The organism is Acinetobacter sp. GD03645 (assembly GCF_029845285.1).
GTDB classification, from domain to species: Bacteria; Pseudomonadota; Gammaproteobacteria; order Pseudomonadales; family Moraxellaceae; genus Acinetobacter; species Acinetobacter corruptisaponis.
The window spans coordinates 67,269-88,937 of sequence record NZ_JAOCLL010000012.1; the positions used below are offsets into that span (position 1 = coordinate 67,269).

21 protein-coding genes are annotated in these 21,669 nt (G+C 39.7%); 6 read left to right on the top strand and 15 right to left on the bottom strand.

Annotation, left to right across the window (positions count from 1 at the left end):
- The first annotated feature begins 36 nt into the window (after positions 1 to 36).
- Positions 37 to 771 carry a phosphodiester glycosidase family protein gene (locus N5J47_RS11225; protein WP_279959976.1) on the top strand — a complete coding sequence of 245 codons (735 nt, stop codon included), beginning with the start codon at positions 37 to 39 and terminating at the stop codon, positions 769 to 771.
- A gap of 32 nt (positions 772 to 803) precedes the next feature.
- Here N5J47_RS11225 and N5J47_RS11230 read toward each other — a convergent pair whose 3' ends face one another.
- The 3 genes from N5J47_RS11230 to putA all read right to left on the bottom strand — a co-directional run bounded on the left by N5J47_RS11230 (position 804) and on the right by putA (position 6,348).
- Positions 804 to 1,031 carry a hypothetical protein gene (locus N5J47_RS11230; protein WP_267979593.1) on the bottom strand — a complete coding sequence of 76 codons (228 nt, stop codon included), beginning with the start codon at positions 1,029 to 1,031 and terminating at the stop codon, positions 804 to 806.
- A gap of 249 nt (positions 1,032 to 1,280) precedes the next feature.
- Complete coding sequence (gene trmA / locus N5J47_RS11235; RefSeq protein WP_279959975.1) at positions 1,281 to 2,366, bottom strand: tRNA (uridine(54)-C5)-methyltransferase TrmA; 1,086 nt, start codon at positions 2,364 to 2,366, stop codon at positions 1,281 to 1,283.
- Positions 2,367 to 2,583: 217 nt separating this feature from the next.
- The gene (gene putA, locus N5J47_RS11240; RefSeq protein ID WP_279959974.1) at positions 2,584 to 6,348 is read right to left on the bottom strand and encodes a trifunctional transcriptional regulator/proline dehydrogenase/L-glutamate gamma-semialdehyde dehydrogenase; all 3,765 of its coding nucleotides are present in this window, start codon (positions 6,346 to 6,348) and stop codon (positions 2,584 to 2,586) included.
- Between the two features lie 117 nt (positions 6,349 to 6,465).
- Between putA and N5J47_RS11245 the strand changes: the two genes are divergently transcribed.
- The gene (locus N5J47_RS11245) at positions 6,466 to 6,957 is read left to right on the top strand and encodes an Lrp/AsnC ligand binding domain-containing protein (RefSeq protein ID WP_267979589.1); all 492 of its coding nucleotides are present in this window, start codon (positions 6,466 to 6,468) and stop codon (positions 6,955 to 6,957) included.
- Between the two features lie 43 nt (positions 6,958 to 7,000).
- On the opposite strand, the gene putP is transcribed toward N5J47_RS11245, so the two are convergent.
- Positions 7,001 to 8,497, bottom strand: coding sequence for a sodium/proline symporter PutP (gene putP, locus N5J47_RS11250; RefSeq protein ID WP_279959973.1), 1,497 nt, complete (start codon positions 8,495 to 8,497; stop codon positions 7,001 to 7,003).
- Positions 8,498 to 8,980: 483 nt separating this feature from the next.
- Here putP and aspA point away from each other — a divergent pair, with 483 nt between their 5' ends.
- On the top strand, positions 8,981 to 10,423 hold the full coding sequence (gene aspA / locus N5J47_RS11255; protein WP_279959972.1) for an aspartate ammonia-lyase: 1,443 nt from the start codon (positions 8,981 to 8,983) through the stop codon (positions 10,421 to 10,423).
- 73 nt (positions 10,424 to 10,496) lie between these two features.
- Here aspA and gcvH read toward each other — a convergent pair whose 3' ends face one another.
- From gcvH to N5J47_RS11275, 4 genes are all read right to left on the bottom strand, one after another.
- A complete protein-coding gene (gcvH, locus tag N5J47_RS11260) occupies positions 10,497 to 10,871 on the bottom strand; it encodes a glycine cleavage system protein GcvH (protein WP_004677823.1) in 375 nt (124 codons plus the stop codon).
- Between the two features lie 96 nt (positions 10,872 to 10,967).
- The gene (locus tag N5J47_RS11265) at positions 10,968 to 11,993 is read right to left on the bottom strand and encodes an AraC family transcriptional regulator (protein WP_267979586.1); all 1,026 of its coding nucleotides are present in this window, start codon (positions 11,991 to 11,993) and stop codon (positions 10,968 to 10,970) included.
- 129 nt (positions 11,994 to 12,122) lie between these two features.
- Positions 12,123 to 12,563 carry a MaoC family dehydratase gene (locus tag N5J47_RS11270; RefSeq protein ID WP_267979585.1) on the bottom strand — a complete coding sequence of 147 codons (441 nt, stop codon included), beginning with the start codon at positions 12,561 to 12,563 and terminating at the stop codon, positions 12,123 to 12,125.
- Positions 12,563 to 14,410 carry an ABC transporter ATP-binding protein gene (locus N5J47_RS11275; RefSeq protein WP_279959971.1) on the bottom strand — a complete coding sequence of 616 codons (1,848 nt, stop codon included), beginning with the start codon at positions 14,408 to 14,410 and terminating at the stop codon, positions 12,563 to 12,565. The genes N5J47_RS11270 and N5J47_RS11275 overlap by 1 nt, the downstream gene beginning before the upstream one ends.
- 188 nt (positions 14,411 to 14,598) lie before the next feature.
- Between N5J47_RS11275 and N5J47_RS11280 the strand changes: the two genes are divergently transcribed.
- Positions 14,599 to 15,744: a tyrosine-type recombinase/integrase gene (locus tag N5J47_RS11280; protein WP_279959970.1), complete on the top strand. Its 1,146-nt coding sequence runs from the start codon at positions 14,599 to 14,601 to the stop codon at positions 15,742 to 15,744.
- Here N5J47_RS11280 and N5J47_RS11285 read toward each other — a convergent pair.
- Genes N5J47_RS11285 through N5J47_RS11315 form a run of 7 tightly spaced genes read right to left on the bottom strand, consistent with a single transcriptional unit; the run spans position 15,728 to position 18,072 of the window.
- The gene (locus N5J47_RS11285; RefSeq protein WP_279959969.1) at positions 15,728 to 16,000 is read right to left on the bottom strand and encodes a pyocin activator PrtN family protein; all 273 of its coding nucleotides are present in this window, start codon (positions 15,998 to 16,000) and stop codon (positions 15,728 to 15,730) included. The two genes, N5J47_RS11280 and N5J47_RS11285, sit on opposite strands and share 17 nt — an antisense overlap.
- Positions 15,997 to 16,248, bottom strand: coding sequence for a hypothetical protein (locus N5J47_RS11290; protein ID WP_279959968.1), 252 nt, complete (start codon positions 16,246 to 16,248; stop codon positions 15,997 to 15,999). Before N5J47_RS11290 ends, N5J47_RS11285 begins: the two co-directional genes overlap by 4 nt.
- On the bottom strand, positions 16,248 to 16,391 hold the full coding sequence (locus N5J47_RS11295) for a hypothetical protein (protein ID WP_279959967.1): 144 nt from the start codon (positions 16,389 to 16,391) through the stop codon (positions 16,248 to 16,250). Before N5J47_RS11295 ends, N5J47_RS11290 begins: the two co-directional genes overlap by 1 nt.
- Before the next feature lie 2 nt (positions 16,392 to 16,393).
- The gene (locus N5J47_RS11300) at positions 16,394 to 16,600 is read right to left on the bottom strand and encodes a hypothetical protein (protein WP_279959965.1); all 207 of its coding nucleotides are present in this window, start codon (positions 16,598 to 16,600) and stop codon (positions 16,394 to 16,396) included.
- Positions 16,588 to 17,313 carry an ERF family protein gene (locus N5J47_RS11305; RefSeq protein WP_279959964.1) on the bottom strand — a complete coding sequence of 242 codons (726 nt, stop codon included), beginning with the start codon at positions 17,311 to 17,313 and terminating at the stop codon, positions 16,588 to 16,590. The genes N5J47_RS11300 and N5J47_RS11305 overlap by 13 nt, the downstream gene beginning before the upstream one ends.
- 11 nt (positions 17,314 to 17,324) lie before the next feature.
- Positions 17,325 to 17,870: a hypothetical protein gene (locus tag N5J47_RS11310; protein WP_279959963.1), complete on the bottom strand. Its 546-nt coding sequence runs from the start codon at positions 17,868 to 17,870 to the stop codon at positions 17,325 to 17,327.
- A gap of 4 nt (positions 17,871 to 17,874) precedes the next feature.
- Positions 17,875 to 18,072 (bottom strand): hypothetical protein, encoded by a 198-nt coding sequence (locus tag N5J47_RS11315; RefSeq protein ID WP_279959962.1) that lies wholly within the window; start codon positions 18,070 to 18,072, stop codon positions 17,875 to 17,877.
- A gap of 273 nt (positions 18,073 to 18,345) precedes the next feature.
- Here N5J47_RS11315 and N5J47_RS11320 point away from each other — a divergent pair, with 273 nt between their 5' ends.
- A complete protein-coding gene (locus N5J47_RS11320) occupies positions 18,346 to 19,548 on the top strand; it encodes a DNA cytosine methyltransferase (protein WP_279959961.1) in 1,203 nt (400 codons plus the stop codon).
- Complete coding sequence (locus N5J47_RS11325) at positions 19,541 to 21,667, top strand: ATP-binding protein (RefSeq protein WP_279959960.1); 2,127 nt, start codon at positions 19,541 to 19,543, stop codon at positions 21,665 to 21,667. The genes N5J47_RS11320 and N5J47_RS11325 overlap by 8 nt, the downstream gene beginning before the upstream one ends.
- Positions 21,668 to 21,669 lie beyond the last annotated feature (2 nt).

Genomic DNA, 21,669 nt, shown 5'->3' on the forward strand with positions numbered 1-21,669 from the left:
GAATAAGCCATATTCAAAAGAAAGTTTAATAGCCTAATGAAAAAATATCTTTTAATTGTATTGGGATTGGCAATTGTTCCAGCAACTTACGCAATGCGGCAACAAACATTTAACGTACAACATGTTCAATATGAGGTCATCAAAATAGAGGATCTGAGACAGCTTAAATTGTTCCTAAAAAGTCCTAAGACAGATCGTTATTACCAGAAGTTTTCTAATATTCAACGGGAGTTGCCAAAATGTACACAGCTAAATTTTGCCATGAATGCAGGGATGTATCATGCTGACTTTCAACCTGTTGGGCTATATGTCGAAAATGGAAAGGAAATAAATCAGTTAAATGAAGAAACAGGTTTTGGTAACTTCTTTATGCAACCGAATGGGGTGGTTGCCTGGAATGATAAACAAGCGGTGATTAAAACAACCACGGACTATAAACATGATGGGTTTAAGCCTCAGTTTGCCACTCAGTCAGGACCTATGCTGGTAAATAATGGCAAAATGAATAGCCAGTTCTTGCCTGATTCAAATTCCTTAAAAATCAGGAATGGTGTGGGGATCAAGGATAATCAATTGTATTTCGTGATTTCACAACAACGGATCAGCTTTTATCAGTTTGCACAATTTTTTAAGCAACAACTAAAAGTGGATAATGCGCTGTATCTGGATGGCTCAATTTCAAGCCTGTACTCAGCACAAACTCACCGCCATGATAAAGCCTTTAATTTAGGGCCAATTGTTGGGGAAGTGAGTCGGAAAGATTGTCCCTAATCCCATTCAAGAGATTAGGGAGAATTTTATTTTTATTGGATTGGCGGCTTGATGAGTGCAAGTAATTCCTTGCGACTGTAGCCTCGGGAAATCAATACTTTTTTGATGCCTTTAATCACATCTTCATCTGTTGCTTTAACCAAAGCATCCAGCAGTTGTTCATTGGTTTTGCAAGAACAATCATTTTCAACGCAAGAAGTCTGGTTCTTGTGTTCGTTATATTGATGATCCGCATTGAACAATTTTTGCCAAAAACTCATAGAGCCTTCATAACTAACCTAACATAGCTCGAAATATAATCAATTTAAAATAAAATACAAGTCAACTAAAGTGATAAAAGCAGCAGTCAAACGTCAATTTTTTCGATGAATTTTCCCTGAATTAACGAAATTATGACAGCCTAATGACTTGACCTTTGAAAAACATACCTTTTTTATAAATATACCTTGAGTAAAAATAAAGGGTTACTCGAACCCTTTATAAATTACTGTTACGTTGAAATAATTTGTTTAAATCTTTTCAAGCAAAACACCTGATTCCACATGATGGGTAAAAGGGAATTGATCGAACATGGCGAACTTCACAATTCGATGGGTTTGGCTAAGTGTTTTTAAGTTGTCATGTAGGGTATCTGGATTACACGAAATATAAATAATACGCTCGAATCCTTGTAATAGTTTGAGCGTTTCATCATCAATTCCTGCACGAGGAGGATCGACAAAAACTGTGTCAAAGTCGTAGCTTTGAATATCAATATCAGCTTCTTGCAAACGTCTAAATTCACGTTCACCTTGATAAGCCTGAGTAAACTCTTCCGCAGATAAGCGTGCAACCTGAATATTTTCGATCTGGTTTTGTTCTATATTCCATTGCGCTGCGTAGACTGAAGATTTAGCAAGTTCGGTTGCCAGTACACGCTTGAATTTCAACGAGAGTGGTAAGGTAAAGTTACCGTTACCACAATACAATTCTAAAAGGTCTTTTTCGGGCTTCTGTACAGCATCACAAGCCCATTCCAACATATGTTGACACACTTGAGCATTCGGCTGGGTAAAACTACTTTCAATTTGTTTGTATTTAAAGGTGCGACCGTGAACATTAAGTTGTTCAACCACATAGTCATCGCCAATAATCACTTTTTGGCCACGACTACGCCCCATGATTTTAATATTCAGTTTTTCTGCTAATGCTTTGGCTGCTGTTTCCCATTCTGCATCCAGTTTACGATGATAAATCAGCGTAACCAGCATCTCACCACTTAATGTTGAGAGAAAGTCTGCTTCAAAAACACGTTGCGATAAAATAGGAACTGCTTTTAATTCTTCTAATAAACGTGGCATCAATTCATTGATGCTTTGATCCGCAATCGGAAACGCATCCACACGGATAACTTCTTTTTGCTTACCATCTTCAGCACGTTCAAACATGGCATAGAACAAGTCATCTTGGGTATGCCAGATTCGGAATTCGGCACGCATACGGAAATGTTGTTCAGGCGATTGAAACACTTCTAAAGCAGGGGGATTGAACGGTGCAAATTGTGTGGTAATACGTTCAACTTTCTCTTGAAGTTGCTGTTGGTAAGATACGGTCATAAAAAAGAAAACTACAGGTGAAATCTAAACGGGAATGGTATCAAAAAAGCGTAGTAAGGTGCAGGAAATTATGACATTCACTTATTGATCGGCTTATCTTGGTGGATAGATTGAATTAAAGCTATTTGATTTTTCGAATTAATAAAAAACCCGAACCATGTAAACATGATTCGGGCTGGGATGAGGAGCGTTTGAAGCTCCGCAAGGGATTTAGAAATTAATCTTCAGATAAAGTCATTAAACTCGCATTACCACCTGCTGCGGCAGTATTCACACTGATTGCACGTTCGATAACAAGACGTTCTAAAGGAATTTGTTCATTTGCTTGTAACTGGGTAATCCCGACAATCGCACCTGAACGATTCGCAACTTTAGTTTGCAAGTCTTGCAACTGTTCAACAGAACCATGATGAAGTACTGCATCAAAAGCATCTTTTTCAACACTTGAAATCACAGTGATTGCATCTAACACGTCTTTTGGTAAAGACGCTTTGTGTTTTACTAAGAATGCATTGTCTTTCAACACAGCCGCAGTACTGCTGACGGAGAAAATCGCAAGTAATTGTTGAAGCTGGCTTGCTTCATCATTCGCAATCGAAAGCACACGATGACGAGGCAAGATAATATATTGATTGCTTTCGCCAGTAGGGCCTTGCAACTCATAGAACTTACCTACACCAAATGCTGGAATACTTGGAATTGCTTGAGGCATGTTTTGGTTTGCCCAAGCCAATAAGCTTTGATAAGCAACATTTGAGACAGCATCAAAGTTAGAGATTTCAGCTTTCACCGCAAATGGGGTTGCCAATACTTTCTCTGAACAATGCTCCATCAAACGGTACATATAAAGTGGACCACCAGCTTTAGGACCAGTACCCGATAAGCCTTCACCACCAAATGGTTGCACGCCTACAACTGCACCAACGATGTTACGGTTGATATATAAGTTACCCACCTCAGCACGTTGGATCACTGTATTGATGGTTTCATCAATACGTGTGTGCAGACCCATGGTTAAGCCATAACCTTTGGCATTGATACGGTCGATCAATTGCTCAAGTTCGCCATACTTATAAGTAATGATATGCAATACAGGACCAAAGACTTCACGTTCTAGATCGTCAAGGTTTGGCAATTCAATCGCTGTTGGCGGAACAAATGTACCTTGTGCAAGCGCTTGTTGGCTTACCGCATCGTTAAACATCAATTGATGAACAGGGTAGCCCTTAGCTTTCATCTTTTGAATGTGTGTATCGATGGTTTGTTTTGCTTCAGTATCAATCACTGGTCCAATGTCAGTTTTTAAGATTGCAGGGTTGCCTACGATCAACTGTTGCATTGCACCTTTCAACATTTTGATGACTGTTGCAGCGCTGTCTTCTTGCACACATAAGATACGAAGTGCAGAACAACGTTGACCCGCACTGTCAAATGCAGAACTTACAACATCGAGAACCACTTGTTCAGTCAGTGCAGAAGAATCTACGATCATTGCATTTTGACCACCCGTTTCCGCGATTAACGGAATTGGTTGACCATTTGGAGACAAGCGTTTTGCGACAGTCTTTTGCAAGATTTTCGCAACTTCAGTCGAACCAGTGAACATGATGCCTTGAACACGATCATCTTGGCTCAATTGAGCACCAACTGTTTCACCGCGACCAGGTAGAAGTTGAACCGCACCACGTGGTACACCAGCTTCCCAAAGCATTTCAACTGCTTGAGCTGCAATCAATGGAGTTTGCTCGGCTGGTTTTGCAATCACACAGTTACCGCTTACTAAAGCAGCTGCAATCTGACCCGAGAAAATCGCAAGAGGGAAGTTCCATGGGCTGATACATAAAACTGTACCTAATGGCTTCACTTGTGCATTTGCAGGTAAGTTTTCAATTTGAGTTGCGTAGTAACGTAAGAAGTCTACTGCTTCACGCACTTCTGCAATCGCATTGGCATAAGTTTTACCACTTTCACGGCAAAGTAATACCATCAATTCTTGGATGCGATCTTCCATCAAATCCGCAGCGCGTTTTAAGCAAGCAGCTCGTTCAGTTTTATTTGTTGCAGCCCAACTTTGCTCTGCTTGTACCGCTGCTTCTAGCGCTAGTTGCACATCAGCAGTAGTTGCTTCGTTTACATAACCTACGATTTCACTGTTTTGTGCTGGGTTTGTAATTGCAAATGCATTACTTTCGTCGTGAACTGTTGATTCAAAACCAAGTAACGGTGCACTTTTCCAAATCTGGCTACGTAATTTCTGTGCCGTCGCATCCAAGTCTGCTAATGGTTGATCGTTATTTAGATCAAAGCCATTCGAGTTTGGACGTAATGGATAAAGATCATGCGGCAGCGGGATTGCAGGGTGTTTTAAGCCAAGCTGACCTTCGTCTTTTGCAGAAGTTTGAATGTCTTTGATTGGAGACTGAATCAGGTCTTCAACTTTTAAAGTCTTATCAGCAATACGGTTTACGAATGAGGTATTTGCACCATTTTCAAGTAAACGACGGACTAAATAAGCCAATAAAGTTTCATGGTTACCCACTGGCGCATAGACACGACATGGTACGCCTAATTTACCATCTTCTTTAGACCCAACTACTTGCTCATACAAAGGTTCGCCCATACCGTGCAAGCATTGGAATTCGTATTGACCAGGGTAATATTTGCTTGGGTCTGCAAGTGTATAAATCGTTGCAAGTGATTGCGCATTGTGTGTCGCAAATTGCGGATACACTTGATCAGGTGCAGCAAGTAATTTCTTCGCACAAGCAATGTATGACAAATCCGTGTGAACTTTACGGGTAAACACAGGGTAATCCGTCATACCATCAATTTGTGCTTTTTTGATTTCGCTATCCCAATACGCACCTTTCACCAAACGGATCATCAGGCGTTTGTTACTGCGTTTTGCAAGGTCAACGATGTAATCAACAACGTAGAAACAACGCTTTTGATAAGCCTGAATTACGAAGCCAATGCCTTTCCAGTTGGCAAGTTTTGGTTCGAAACATAAACGTTCAAGCAACTCGAGGGAAATTTCTAAACGCTCAGATTCTTCAGCATCGATGTTTAAACCAATGTCATATTGTTTTGCCAAGCACGCCAGTTCAAAAACTTTGTTATAAAGTTCGTGATGAACACGGTCGATTTGTGCACGTTGGTAGCGTGGGTGTAAAGCAGATAGCTTGATTGAGATACCAGGGCCATCATAAACGCCACGCCCGTTCGATGCTTTGCCAATGGCATGAATGGCTTGCGTGTAGTCGTTATAGTAACGTTCAGCATCATGTTCAGTCAGTGCAGCTTCACCCAACATATCGTATGAGTAACGGAAACCTTTGTGTTCAAATGGTTTTGCATGTTCAAGTGCTTCTTCGATGGTTTCACCCGTAACGAACTGTTCACCCATCATACGCATTGCAACGTCAACGGCTTTACGGATGATCCCGCGACCACTACGCGCCAAAAGACCCGTCAAAACACTGGATAAGCTGGTTTGCTTAGGTGTTTCCATCAGCTTACCAGTCAACATTAAGCCCCATGCAGCAGCATTGACGAACATCAGGCTACTTTGACCAACGTGTTCTTTCCAGTTGCCTTGGTTGATTTTGTCACGGATCAATAAATCACGGGTTGCTGTATCTGGAATACGAAGCAGTGCTTCTGCCAGACACATTAGTGCCACACCTTCCTGAGAGGAAAGGGAAAACTCTTGTAGTAGACCTTGAACGATACCTGCCTTACCTGCTGAGCTTTTACGTTCACGTAAGTTGTGCGCCAGGCTAAAAGCCAACTCATAAATTTTTTGATCAAGATCGGGAGAAATATTTGCTGCTTCAGCAAGCTCTGCGACTGCTTCAGGTTCTGCACGTCGCCAAGCGGTGTTAATGCGTTGCTCGAACTCACTTTTTTCTTTAAATTCGGTGATATAACCACCGTTGTTGTGAGTTGTGTCCATGTCTGCGGGGATATCCAAAGTATTCATGCTAAATTCCGATAACAATCTATCTCTATTGAGTAGAGAGGTTTAGATAATTTATGATTACAGAATAAAACCCGAGTAACTCACTATAATTTACCCATTTTTTAGAGGAAAATTCAGTTGAATGGCCCTATTTATAGCTTAGACCGTACTGATCTAAAAATTCTGGATATTCTTCAAACAGATGGGAGAATTTCCAACAGTAAATTGGCGGAATTAGTGAACCTTTCTCCCACTGCGGTCATGGCGCGTGTCCAGAAGCTTACCAAAGATGAATTTATTCTGGGATATGAGGCAAAACTCAATCCAGGCAAGCTCAATGCAAATTTCCTGGTGTTCGTTGAAGTGCTGTTGGATAAAACCACACCAAACGTTCTGGATGATTTTATTGATGCAGTGACGCAATATCCTGAAATTGTGGAATGTCATATGGTGAGTGGTGGCTTTGATTTCCTGATCAAGCTTCGTTGTAGCAATATGGAGGAGTTTCGCCGTATTTCAGGACAAATTTTGTGGCAACTGCCTGGAGTGAAAGAAACTCGCAGTTACCCAGTGATGCAGGTGGTCAAGGACAGTTCGAAAATAAAAATTAAGTCAAAAACAAAATTTTAGACCAAAGAAAAGGGGCTGATAAGCCCCTTAAATTTTCCCGTAATTAATTCATTTCACGGGTATAAATCTCATCGGCTTGTTCAAAACGGCTGGTCACTGTAGCGTTTGGTGCCTTGCCGAGTAAGCTCACCACAACAATACTGATCAATGCAAAGATGAAGCCAGGAATGATTTCATAAATCCCTGTATCAGCAAATAAGTTTTTCCATACAATCACGGTGAGAGCACCAACCACCATACCCACCAAGGCACCGTTCAGGGTCATACGTTTCCAGAACAGGGACATGATAATCAATGGACCAAACGCGGCACCAAAACCTGCCCATGCATAAGAAACCAAGCCAAGCACCTTACTGTCAGGATTCTGGGCGAGGGCAAGAGCCAGCATTGCAACAGCCAATACCATCGCACGGCCAATCCACACCAGCTCTTTTTGAGACGCATTTTTACGGATCAAGCCCTTGTATAAATCCTCTGTCAAAGCACTTGAGCAGACCAATAGCTGACAACTCAGGGTACTCATTACCGCAGATAGAATTGCAGCAAGGATGACACCCACAACCCAGGGATTAAATAAGATCTTGGTGAGTTCCATAAACACGGTTTCTGGATTGGCACTTACCGCTGCTGCAAGTTCAGGATGCTGCTGGAAATAGGCAATACCGATAAAACCAGAACCGACAGCGCCACCCAAACACAAAATCATCCAGGCCATGCCGATACGACGGGCATTTGGAATAGATTTAACTGAATCAGCAGCCATAAAACGTACAAGGATATGTGGTTGACCAAAATAGCCTAAGCCCCAGGCTGCTGCTGATAGAATCGCAACAAAACTTAAATTTGAAGCAAAATCATAAGCATGAGGACGTGCTGTTTCAATGAGTGCGGTAAATTCCTCTGCACCTATCCCCAAAGACATATAGGTCACAATTGGAAGCAACAGCAGGGCGAAAATCATGAGGCCTGCCTGAAAGGTGTCTGTCCAGCTGATTGCCAGAAAACCACCAATACACACATAGCCAATGGTTGCAAATGCACCCAGCCACAAGGCTGTGCCATAAGGCAGGTGGAACAGGGTTTCAAACAGGCGCGCGCCAGCCACCATGCCAGAAGCACAATAAATTGCAAAGAAAATCAGGATGATCAATGCAGAGGTGACACGCAGGATTTTTTTCTGGTCATCAAAACGACCCGTAAAATAATCAGGCAGCGTAAGGGCGTTGTTCTGCACTTCGGTATGTACACGTAGGCGACCTGCAACCAGATACCAGTTCAGCCATGCACCAATGATCAGGCCAATGGCAATCCATGACTCTGATAATCCTGACAGGTAAATTGCACCAGGCAAACCCATGAGTAACCAGCCACTCATGTCGGATGCACCCGCTGACAATGCGGTGACAAAACTACCTAGACTTCGTCCTCCAAGAATATAGTCATCAAGGTTTTTGGTGGAAAAATAGGCGTAGAAACCAATGCCAAGCATGGCGATGATATACACCACGAATACAACCACAGTGGGATTCGAAAAATTCATAATGGATGCCTGTCCTTACATATCCATAATTGTGCAATCCAATCTGAATAGCCAAAAAATTGATTTACTATTCTAATAAGACTGATAAGGCCAGAGATTCAAGCACGAATGTTTTTTGAAATACTGTTATTTTTATGTATTTTATTTGTGTGTTTTATGTAATTTAAATTAAGTGCATGAATCTTAATTTCTAAATAGAAAAATCATCACTTTTTTTCTTATAAAAACTTATTTTATCCCATCAAAAAATAAGCGATATATTTGGAAAAATTACAAAGAGCAAAATTTCCTCTTAAATTATACTTTTTATACCTCAAAATAAGCTTAAGAATATGACACATGATGTTACAAAAGCAACAGTTTAGAGAAATTCCATTATAAAAAGAGTGTAAGGCTAAGCAATTTTGCTAATGAAAATTTACTTGAAATATTTCATATTATTTCTTTGCACCAACAGAGTGCATGTTCTGAGAGAAATGAAAAGTGAACACGGTTCAAACGGCAACCATAAGAATAGAGCATGATTTGCTCGGCGCAAAAGAAGTTCCAGCAGCATGTTATTATGGAATTCATACTTTACGCGCAATTGAGAATTTTAAGATTTCTTTGCAAAAAGTTGGACAGAATAGCCACTTTATTTGTGCATTGGCACAGGTAAAAAAGGCATCAGCTCAGGCGAACTTAAGCTTTGGCAAATTAACAGAAACGCAAAGTTTAGCAATCCAGCATGCTTGTGATGCTTTAATTACTGAAACTGAAAAATGGCAAGATTCATTCCCAATTGATATTTATCAAGGCGGAGCAGGTACTTCAATTAATATGAATACCAATGAAGTGATTGCCAATATTGCACTTGAGTCGCTGGGACATCAAAAAGGCCAGTATGATGTGATCCATCCAAATGATCATGTCAATAAATCACAATCGACCAATGATGTATATCCAACTGCAATTCGTCTATCAACCTATTGTTCATTGGATGCCTTGTTTACACAAATGGATAAGTTGATCACTTCATTTGAAAATAAGGCCATTGAGTTCCGCTATGTGTTAAAGATGGGGCGTACCCAGCTTCAGGATGCGGTTCCGATGACATTGGGACAGGAGTTCCATGCATTTGCAACCTTGCTAAAAGAAGATGTTCGGCTAATCAAGCGCACCCGTGAGTTGTTGCTTGAGGTAAACTTGGGTGCAACCGCAATTGGTACAGGGGTTAATACGCCGAAAGGTTATGCGCTAAAAGTAATTTCTTGCCTGAAAGAGATTACAGGTTTAAAGCTTGTGGGTGCGGAAGATTATGTTGAGGCAACCAGTGACTGTGGTGTATTCATCATTTTATCCAGTGCACTAAAGCGTTTGGCCTGTAAACTGTCAAAAATCAGCAATGACCTGCGTTTGCTTAGTTCTGGGCCGCGTACAGGTTTGGGTGAAATCCAGCTTCCTGAATTACAGGCAGGTTCTTCAATCATGCCTGCAAAAGTCAACCCAGTCATTCCAGAAGTGGTGAACCAGATTGCATTTAAGGTGATTGGCAATGATTTGACCATTACCTTTGCCGCGGAGGCAGGTCAGTTACAGCTCAATGTGATGGAACCTGTAATTGCAATTTCATTGAATGAGTCCATTGAATTACTGACACATGCCATTCAAAGTCTGGATGAAAAATGTGTACGCGGAATCAGGGCACATGAACAGGCTTGTCATGATGCTGTGATGCGTAGTGTCGGAATTATTACCTTGCTTGATCCATTATTGGGTCATGCGCTCTGTGATGAAATCGGTAAGCAATGTATTGCGGAGAACAAAACCATACAGGCCGTCGTTTTGGAGCGTGGTTTATTGACGCAGCAACAACTTGATGAGATTTTCTCTTTTGAGAACCTAGTCTCTGAGGTTGATGGCATTCCAGTGGACTATGTCGCCTAGATTGCCCGATTCATATCTTTAAAAAAGCCCAGTTCAATATGACTGGGCTTTTTATCTTCAAGTTTATAAAGAATTATAAACCTGATTCGTATTCTTCATTGGAAAGCAGTTTTTCAACATCAGCGATATTGTCTGGCTTGATCTTGTAAATCCAGCCTTTGCCATACGGCTCTTCATTGACGAAATCAGGATCATCTTCAAGCGCAGTGTTTACTTCAACCACTGTACCTGAAACAGGTGCATGAATGTCAGAAGCAGTTTTGACTGATTCAACAATACCCGCCTGTTCAGTTGCAGTCACATGGCTGCCTACTTCTGGTGTTTCTACATAGACTAAATCACCCAACTCATCCTGTGCATGGTCACTAATCCCCGTAACAACCAGGTCACCCTCAATTCTTACCCATTCATGCGTACGCGCATATTTCAAATCTGCTGGATGGTTCATGACAACTCCTTAACAATCTGTCTCATCATTTTTGTCTGGCTTTATACAGGTTTTTTGGTCAAAACAAAAGTATTTAAAATGAAGCACTTTGCAATATTACAAATAAGGGTCTTTACGCCAGTTGCTTGGGCTACGACCACTCCAGCGCTTAAAGGCACGGCTAAAGTTTGCCACATCAGAATAACCCAATTCGTCTGCAATTTGTTCCAGACTATAATCTGTACGTGACAGCAGAGAGGTGGCATGACGATAACGCACCTCATCCACCAGTGTTGAAAAAGATGTACCCTCGGCTGCAAGCTGACGCTTTAAGGTGCGGTCAGACATGTGCAGACGTTCAGCAACACTTTCAATACTTAAATAATGCTGTTCAGAATTGGTCAAAATATCACGGACACGCATGGCCAGACGGCGACGTTCACCTAAAGCAGACAGTTCAGTTTCACACTGGTTAATGGCAATCTGGCTGGCAATTGGGTCAGCATTGACCATCTTTAAGCCAAGATATTTTTTATCAAAACTTGAAATGAGATGCGGTTGGTTAAAGCGAATGGTGCTGCTTAATTTATCCCTATATTTGTCAAAACCCGCAGGTTCAGGAAAATCTAGGTCAACTTCACCTTTTAAATCCTCAATTCCAGTCAGGGCCTTTGCCATGGTCATAATACCGATGGTGAGGCCGAGAATAATTTCAGTGCGTAAAGGTTCAACTTCAATGTCACACTGCAACTGCAAGGTGGCTTTAGGTCCGAACGTAGAAAAATAGAGCTGTAAAAAAGGCAAGCGTAACTGAATAAAGCGGCTGGCGAGCGCAATGGCATCGGTAATGTCATGCGCGGTCATAATGGCATAGCCAATGAAGCCATGAATTGAAATTCGCATTTGCGTACCTAAATGAAAGCCAAGCGTGCTTTCACCCGTTAGGCTCAAAGAATGCTTCACCAGTTCATTTGCAATCGGTGTTGGAATTCGATAATTTGGATCGGCCAGTTGCTCACTGGTTAAACGAAATGGAGCAAATAAGGTTTCATCGTTATATCCCCAACGAGAAACAACATCCAATAGCAATAAGCCATAGACGCCTGGTATGCCTTGATCTTGACGAGTTGAGGTTGTTTTCATGTGCTTTCCGTGGCGCTCATCAATTTTGCCAATATCTTTTAAACATATAAGTCTTAAACATCTTTACATGAAATAAAATTATCAATCATAAAAATTGTTGGACAAAAGAGTCACCTAATCGTTCAAAAATCAGGTTGGTTTTCTGAAGACCATAATTTTGGTTGTAGATATTAATAGCACATCCCCATGTTGGTTCAAAGCCTGAGTGACATAGCTGACGATACCACGATCAATTTTGGTTTTAGATGGCACAATTGCCGTAATTTCAATTTCAACATGAATTTTATCGCCAACACGTGTTGGACGGGGCCAGCGTAAACTGGACTCTGTTCCCAACAAACCACCTGCGACAGGAAAACATTCAGTCCATAAACGCATGGTGACTGCTGAGGTGTGCCATCCACTCGCCGCCAAACCCTGAAAGACAGGATGCTGTGCGGCTGCATGCTCATCCAGATGAAAGGGTTGGGGGTCATATTGCCCAGCAAACTGTTTCACCTCATCAAGTGTCATTTCATATTCACGGCTGATGAAATGATCTCCAACCTTTAAGTCTTCTAAATACAACATTATTCTGTGTCCTGAGTCACTCGCTGTTCAACCAGGAAACCACCCGTTTGACGTTTCCATAGCTGAGCATACAAGCCATCATGAGTAATGAGCTGTTCATGTGTGCCTTGCTCGGCGATTCTGCCCTGATCAAGCACAATGAGACGATCCATCTGGGCAATAGTAGATAAACGGTGTGCAATTGCAATAACCGTTTTGCCAACCATCAAGTCATTTAAACTGCTTTGAATGGCTGCCTCGACTTCTGAGTCAAGTGCACTGGTGGCTTCATCCAGTATTAGAATAGGTGCATCTTTCAGAAAAACCCTTGAAATTGCAATACGTTGGCGTTGTCCACCAGAAAGTTTGACACCACGCTCACCAACATAGGCATCAAAGCCAACACGACCTTTCTGGTCAGTCAGTTGGGGGATGAATTCTTCTGCCTTGGCCTTTTTAACGGCCAGCTGAATTTCAGCCTCAGTCGCATTGGGGCGACCATACTTAATATTTTCAGCAACCGTACGATGCAGTAGAGAGGTGTCTTGAGTCACGAGGGCAATGTTGGCACGTAAACTATCCTGTGTGACTTCCTGAATATCTTGCCCATCAATCAGGATACGGCCTTGCTTGATATTATAGAAATGCAACAGCAGTTGAATCAGGGTGGATTTTCCCGCACCAGAGCGACCAACAATCCCAATTTTCTCACCTGGTTTGATGGTCAGGTTGAAATGATCAATGACATTCTTTTGGTTGTAGGCAAAACTGACATCTTCAAAACGAATTTCACCGCGCTGAACGGTTAACTGTTTTGCATGTGGTTTATCTTGAATCTGAATCGGTTTACCTAAGGTTTTCATGCCATCCTGAATGGTACCGACATTTTCAAACAGCATGGTGACATGCCACATAATAAATTCTGCAAGACTGTCCAGTTTAAGTACCATTGCTGTGGTTGCCGCAATCACACCAATGGCAGCCTGACCCTGCGTCCATAACCAGACCGAAGTGCCAATTACGCCAATAAACAGAAAGGCACTTAATAGGCGAATACTGATCTGGTATTTCACCCCCAGACGCATTTGCTTATAAACCGTGACCATAAATTCCTGCATGGATTCTTTGGCATACTGGCTTTCACGGCCTGCATGGGCAAACAGTTTCACCGTTTGAATATTGGTATAGGCATCGGTGACACGACCTGTCATCACTGCACGCGCATCAGCCTGTTCCTGCGAGACTTTGCCCAGACGTGGAATGAAATAACTTGCAATCGCAATAAATAGGGCCAGCCATAAAATCAAAGGAATAATAAGTACAGGGGAGATTGAACCCAGTACCAGACTAATCGTAATAAAGTAGATCAGTACATAAACCAGCATATCACCGAGGATCATCCAGAATTCACGGACGGCCAATGCGGTTTGCATCACCTTGGCTGAAAGCCGTCCAGCAAAATCGGTATGGAAGAAATCCAGACTTTGTTGCAACAGTAGGTTGTGAAAAAGCCAACGCATACGCATTGGAAAATTACTGAACAAGACCTGATGCTTGATGACAGACTGTAGGCTGACAAAGAAAATATTGGCAAACAGGATGCTAATCAGAATGGTGAGGTTTTGTTGGTTGGTTTCTAAAAAGGTGTTGGGTTGGCTTTTTGTGAGCCAGTCAACCAGCTTTCCAATATAGGAAAAGAACAATGCCTCGAAACAGGCTGCGGCTGCGGTACAGGCAATCAGTAAAAATAGGAAAGGGCGAATGCCTTTGGTGGCCTGCCAAACGAAAGCAAAAAAAGTGGTGGGTAATGGTTTGTTTAAGTCTTTCGTTGGATATGGATCAACTAGTTTTTCAAACCATTGCAGCATTGTTTCTTTCCTTTTTGCTTAAGGTGTTGATTATCAAAAAATAAGTGACTAATACTTTGGAAACATATACTTAAGCTATGGTACGTTTCCTGTTTAAACATGCGTAAACCTGTTTGAAAACGCGCTAATCACTTTAAAATTACGCCAAAGTTTACGCCATAATAAAAAAAACCAAAAAGGCGTAAATCATGGGTTCAATCAGGCAAAGAAGCCTTACAGATGGTACGTTGCGGTTCAGGGCGGAGATTAGAATCAATCGTAAGGACTATCCTGAGTACAACGAAAGTAAAACCTTTAACTCCCGTAGAATAGCAGAAAACTGGCTATATAAACGTGAGAAAGAGCTTAATGATAACCCAGAATTATTATCGGGGAAAAATAATACCCAAAATCTAACACTGGGTCAGGCTATTGCAAAATACCTTGACGAGGTGGATGGGGTTTATAGCAAATCAAAAGTAAATACACTCAAGTTGTTGCAGCGATTACCCATATCAAAAAGGCCATTAAAACAAATAAAGCCTGTCGATATTTCAGATCATGTGAACCTGAGAAAAGCTGGATATCCAAAGCTAAAGTTAAGCAGTGTTATTCCCAGCACCATACAAAATGAGTTGGTGCAAGTTCGGGTGGTTTTGGTACATGCATCAATTATGTGGGAGATGGATATTGATATTAACAGTTTTGACAAAACCACAGCACAACTTAGAAAAACACGACAGATATCAGCCAGCAACAAAAGAGATCGGCTACCAGACAGTGATGAGCTAAAAAAACTATTGCAGTTCTTTGCGCGCAAATGGAATGAGCAGAAACATAGCAGATATCCCATGCATTACATCATTCTCTTGGCCATTTTTTCATGCCGACGCGAATCTGAGCTGACACGTATGCACCTTAGTAATTTTGATGGTTATAACCAAACATGGTTGGTGAAGAATTTAAAAAATCCTAAAGGCTCACTTGGGAATAACAGGGAATTTACAGTTCTGGAGCCTTGCCAAAAGGTGATTGATTTATTTATGGAACCAGAACTAAGAAAAAGAATGTATAAAACTGGGCTGGATAAAGACCTTTTATTGCCATTAAACCCGAAAACAATAGCTTCTGAGTTTACCCGTGCCTGTATGATTTTGGGGATTGAAGATCTTCGCTTTCATGATTTTAGGCATGAGGGCTGTACACGCCTGGCTGAGCAGGGTTTTACCATTCCACAGATTCAACAGGTCAGCCTGCATGAGTCATGGAACACCTTACAAAGATATGTCTCTGTTAAAAAGAGAAGATATGTTCCTACTCTGGAGGATTTACTAAGCTTCATTGATGAAGCTTAGTATGGTCGCTGGCTGATTTTTCATACTCATCTTCTATCGCTTTTGCCAGGTCGTTGATATGAACCAGATAGGGCGCACGTTTACTTTTATCAAGTCTAAATACGGGAAATGGAAAAGCCTGATTACTAGCTTTTCTTAATGCTTCTGCCTTACTTAATTGAGGGTAATAGTCTCTCACAATATCCATAAGGTTAGGTGTCATTGATCTGTACTTGACGAATAGTATCTCAGCAATACTTAGTTGAACTGCTGTCATCTTCCGCCCCTTAAACTTTCAGCATCAATTTTTCTTTTTTTGTCCATATACCAGACACCATCTGTACATTCAGCCCTGATAACGCCAAGAACAATTTTTGTGGTCTTGTTGCTCAGTCTACAAATTGTCATGAGTTGTGAGATTTCAAGCCCTAAAGGTTCTTTTTCTAAAGCTGCCATGACATTTGTTATCGCTTTTTCTAAAGCCTTGTTGTCATTGAACTTGCGCAGTTCTGCTGCTGTATTCATTACTGTCTCCAACATGCCTCTTTAAATTTTGTATCTGTCACAAGGTTTTCAATGTCACTTAGACCTACATTCCTGAAAATGTAGGTCATGTGGTTTCCCAAAACCGTTAAAACCCGTGTCGTTGAGGAATAGCGATATTTCATGGCTATATCCTCAGTTTTTCAAAAGACTGCTGACGCGCAGCCTTTTGGTTGGTCAATAGGGAAACTGAAACATCCCTGATCAGTTCATTGCCCTGCAATACCCGCTGTTTTGCCTGGAGAGCTGTCGTAGCCTCTACACGTCCCCGTAAGCTGCCTTTGCCGTGAAGCTTGGCCACATACTTAAAGATGTAGGTTTTTACGCACTCCAACCCTCCATGTCCTTTTTTGCCTTGCACGCCTGTACAATCTGGTTTTCGTAGCGGGTACCCTTAAACTGCCTGTAGATCACACCTAGATCGTCCTCGTTCTGTGTGTGGTGAATGGAGTTTAGGGCCTGCTGAAAATCATGGGTCAGTTGCTGCGCCGCATTGGGCTGGACCGTTTGGTTTTGCTGCTGTGGTTTCGGCTGTTGCTGTGCAGGCTGGTTCTGGCTGCGCTGCTGGTTTTGGGCAGGGGCATTCTGCTGGTTGTTCCGAGCCTGTGTATTGTTTTGCTCATGGAAAGCATCGGTATCAGGGTCTTGGGTGTCATCAATCAGGAACAGGCCATTCAGTGCATATTTACGGGCATAGGAACTGGATGCGCCAAAGGTCTGGGCCACATCCATGCCTTTTTTGTTGATGTCCACACCTGCATGGGCAGAGATCACGGTCTGCTTACCCTCGGCATCGGTAAAGACTGCCTTTGCGGTAATGACCACCACAGGACCAACCTGCTGCACCTCATCACTGACCACAAGGGTCGCACCGTACTTTTTCAACAAGGGTTTTACACCCTCAAGAATGTCCTCAAGGCTACGGTAGTGGAAATTACCAAATTTATTCCATTTGCTTTTAGGTGCCTTTAACTCAAGCTGGATAAGCTGTAGGGCATCCTGAGTGGTGGCGGCTGATGCCATCTGTTGATTTACTGCTGCATTCATTTTAAATCTCCTTAGGCACCGTTGTACTGCGCGTTGCGGTAAGCGATACGCTGCTCTTTACTGTAGCGTGGAGTCTGGCTTTTAGCTCTGCGTTCTATGGCACGCTGGTAATTTACGGTTTTCCTGATATTACCTTTTAGCCAGTACACGGCCAGTTCATCGTCATTGATTGGGCGTGGCTGGCTGTCTGGTGTTTCCCTTACCAGAATGGAATGCCAGTCAAAGGCGGCAGCCTGGGCACCGCCAAAAAATTCGCCGTCAAAATCAGGGGTGTAGTTTAATGACACCTTGACCAGATAGATTTGTGGGCCAAGGCGTACGTTGTAGTAGCCGTTCACGTCTTTACAGATAAATTGCGCGAAAGGTGTGGTATAGCGTTTCTTTTGCATGACAGGCTCCAAATTACTGGTCTTACCCTGTGTATATGATGCTGAACCCCCAGTATTTACAGGGCTTTCAAGTTGCTGTGCGCCATAACTTGTCGGTTGTTTTTTGTGCGCAGATGATGGTGCAAAAGACTTGGTTTTAGGGTTTGAAATTGTTCGTAAATACGTCATGGACTTACCCTCCAAACATGCCGTAAACGACAAAGGTAAGGGCAACCCAAAGCATAAATATCACCATAAGGACAGGTAATAGTTTTAGGGAATCTATTAGATTGGCTTTGATGATTTCAAGCGTACTGGCTTGAAGATCAGCAGCAGTAGGGTGCTGGTGTAAACGTTGGGACGTTTGACTTGATATAGGCTTTTGTTTCATACTTATCTCGCTTTAATGCAAAGCCCCGAGTCCGCCAAGATTGAGGGGCTTTTTGTTGTCTGTGAGATAAATATTAGGTATTCCTAATTAATGTGTCAATAGTTTTACCTAATATATTTTATCATCTATATCTCTTTATATTTTTCAATAAATAAAAAAAAAACAATAGGTTAAATATTTATTGATAAGTTAAAGATTTATAAAATAATACTTTTTAATTCAATAGTTTAATGGTAAAGTTGACAAAGCGGTTTTGTTGTTTTGTTGGGTTGTATGAGAAAATATAAAGTTTTAGATCTGTTTTCAGGCGCAGGTGGAATGGCTGAGGGCTTTTTACAAGCTGGCTTTGAAGTACCTTACGCATCTGATAAAAGTGAGCAGGCTGCTTTAACTTATCAATACCGCCATAGAGAACAATTGGGTTACAAATTAAAATACTTTTGTGGCGATATTCAAGAATTGGCAGCAGAAGAAAAACTAAAAAAATTTTTAGGAAATGACTATTTAAAAATTGATGTAGTATGTGGGGGGCCACCTTGTCAAGGTTTTAGTATGGCAGGTAAAAGAAATCCTAATGATTTAAGAAATCAACTTGTTAGAAGTTATATTAATATTTTAAAACAGGTTCAGCCAAAATATTTTGTAATGGAGAATGTTACTGGAATTTTATCCGCTAGATTTTCTCGATATGATGGACAAAATAAAATTTATGAAAATGAATTGGTTACAAATGTATTAATAAAAGAATTTGCTGCAATAGGTTATTCTCATGTTGTCATTCAAACATTAGATGCTAGTGATTATGGTGTTCCACAACGCAGAAAACGAGTAATTTTCTTAGGAACACGAGATGATGTAACAAGTTTATTAACACATCCAAAACCGTTACAACAACCAAAAAGTTCAGCATATAATGCATTGTCAGATTTAGAGAATATAGAAATTGGTTCAAAAATAGAAACGTATATCAAAAAAGCGTCATCAGTTTATCAAATAGAATCACGCAAAGGTAGAACGCCTGCAGCGGATGGTAAATATTTGCAGGCAGAAAAATTAGCTAATCATGAAACTAGTAAGCATACTAATTTGATTGTAGAGAGATTTAGTTTATTAAAACCTGGTGAAGATTTTAAGAAAATATATCCAAATTTACCTATTGGTTTGCAAGAAAGATTTCAAACAAGAAAGCATAATTGTCGTCGCATGCTACCAGATGAACCATCACCAACTGTTTTAACGTTACCAGATGATATGGTTCATTACTCTCAAAACCGTATTTTAACTGTGCGGGAAATGGCTCGATTACAGTCTTTTGATGATAGTTTTGAATTTTTAGGAAAGAGAACAACAGGTGGTCATTTAAGAAAGCAAGAAACACCTCAATATACTTTGGTTGGGAATGCTGTACCACCATTATTAGCAAAAGCTATTGCATTAGAAATTAAATTAAATTTAGAGAGAATAAAAGATGACTGAGGAAATTCTTCATTTTAAAACAAGTTCTGGTATAAAAAGTATAGTTGGAAGAGATTTAATTACGGATAAGTTCGTAGCGATATTTGAATTAGTTAAAAACTCTTATGATGCTAATGCTACTCAAGTACAAATCATATTTAGTACAAATAAAATAATTATTCGTGATGATGGGCATGGAATGTCAAAGGAGGATATCATGAATAAGTGGTTAAATCTTGCTTATTCAGATAAACAAGAAGGTACAGCCAATCATGATAGAGCTTTTGTAGGTTCAAAAGGTATTGGAAGATTCTCAGCTGATAGATTAGGTCAAAAACTGCTGATAAAAACTAAAAAAATTGGAGAGGAAAACTATCATAAGTTAAATGTAGACTGGAAGAAATTTGATATAGATCTAACGAAACTTTTTGAAGCAGTAGATGTAGAATATAATTTAAAAGAAAGTAATAAGGTAAATAAGTCATATACATATTTAGAAATTAGTGAATTAAATGAAGTATGGAATACTGATCAAGTAAATAAAGCTAAAGAAAGCTTACGACGTTTAAAGAATCCCTTTGTTAAAAATGATGGATTTGAAATTATTGTAGTAAATGAATTAAACTTAATACCTATAGAGGAGAAAATTCAAAGTAATATAGCAGAAGTTTTAAAAGATAAGAGTATAACTATTGAAGCAAATTTTAATGAAAAAATAGAAGTTTCACTTTTTGATAGAGGGGAAAAGATTTATCAAATTGAAGAGAATAATAATTCAATATTAAAGAATTGCCCAATAAAAGTTAATATAAATTACTTAACATACTCTTCTAAATTAACATTTACTAGAAGAATGAAAGTTGAACCTGTAAACTATGGTAATGTTTTTATTTATAAGAATAATTTTAGGGTTATGCCATATGGTGAGAGAGACTATGATTTATTCTCTTTAAATATGAGAAAAACTCAAGGGCATAGTCGGTATTTAGGAACAAGAGAATTATTAGGTTTTATTGATATTAAAGATATTAGAAATGAGTTTTTTAAAGAAGCTTCTTCTCGAGATTCTGGTTTTGTGAATAGTATATATCTTAAAGAATTAGAATATTTATACTTATCATACATTCATAGACCGCTTGAACATTATGTAGGATTGATTTCGTGGGGAGAGGTTAAAATTGATGATACAGGAGATTCCAAGGAAATATATATTAATGATGTTTCAATTAATAGTGTTGAAAAATTTAAAAGTTATATTTCAAAAAATAAAAATCTGATTTTTTTTAAAACAGGTTTAAATTTTGAAGATAATAAGCCTGAAAAAAAATTAGATAAAATTATAAAAACAATAGTCAAAGAGGAAGAAAAAATATTAATTAAACCTATTGTAAATGAATTGAAAAATACAGTAAATGAATATAAAAAGATTCAATTTTTATCAGAAAAGAAAATTAATGAACAAAATAGTGAGCTTTCACGTTTAGAGCAGCAAAATAAGAATTTATTAAAGAAAAGGAGTGAAAGCTCTTATGGTGAGCAATTAAGCCATCATCTGACAACCTATACTGATAGATTAGATTGGGTAGTTAATGACTTATATGACTTCTATAATAAGTTAGATAATGAGATAAAAAATGAATTAATTAATACAATTAGAACTGTACAAAGAACTAAGCAGGAGTTATCAATTTTTAAAGATATTTTAATTAGAAGCGACTTTGATACTAGAGCGAAATTTAAATACAAACTAAATGATATCTTGGTATGGTATATTGATGAAAAAAAGATATCATTTAATAGTTTGGAAATTATCATAAAAAATAATTTTGATTTTTTTATTATTTGTAATATTGTCGAATTGATCTTAACTCTGGATAATTTTTATAATAATGCATTGTCGCATGGAGCAAAATTTCTACAATTTGATTTTATTAAAGATAATGAACTGCTAATATCTAGTGATTCAGAAAAAATACCTAAGAATTTATTTGAGAAAGTTTTTGAATTAGGATTCTCAACTAAGATTAGAGGTACAGGTATTGGTTTAGATCAAGTAAGAAATTTTTTTAAAAAATCAAAATATTCTATTAAATTAGTAGATAGTGTAGATTTAGTTACATTTAGAGTTTTTAAGGGGTAATA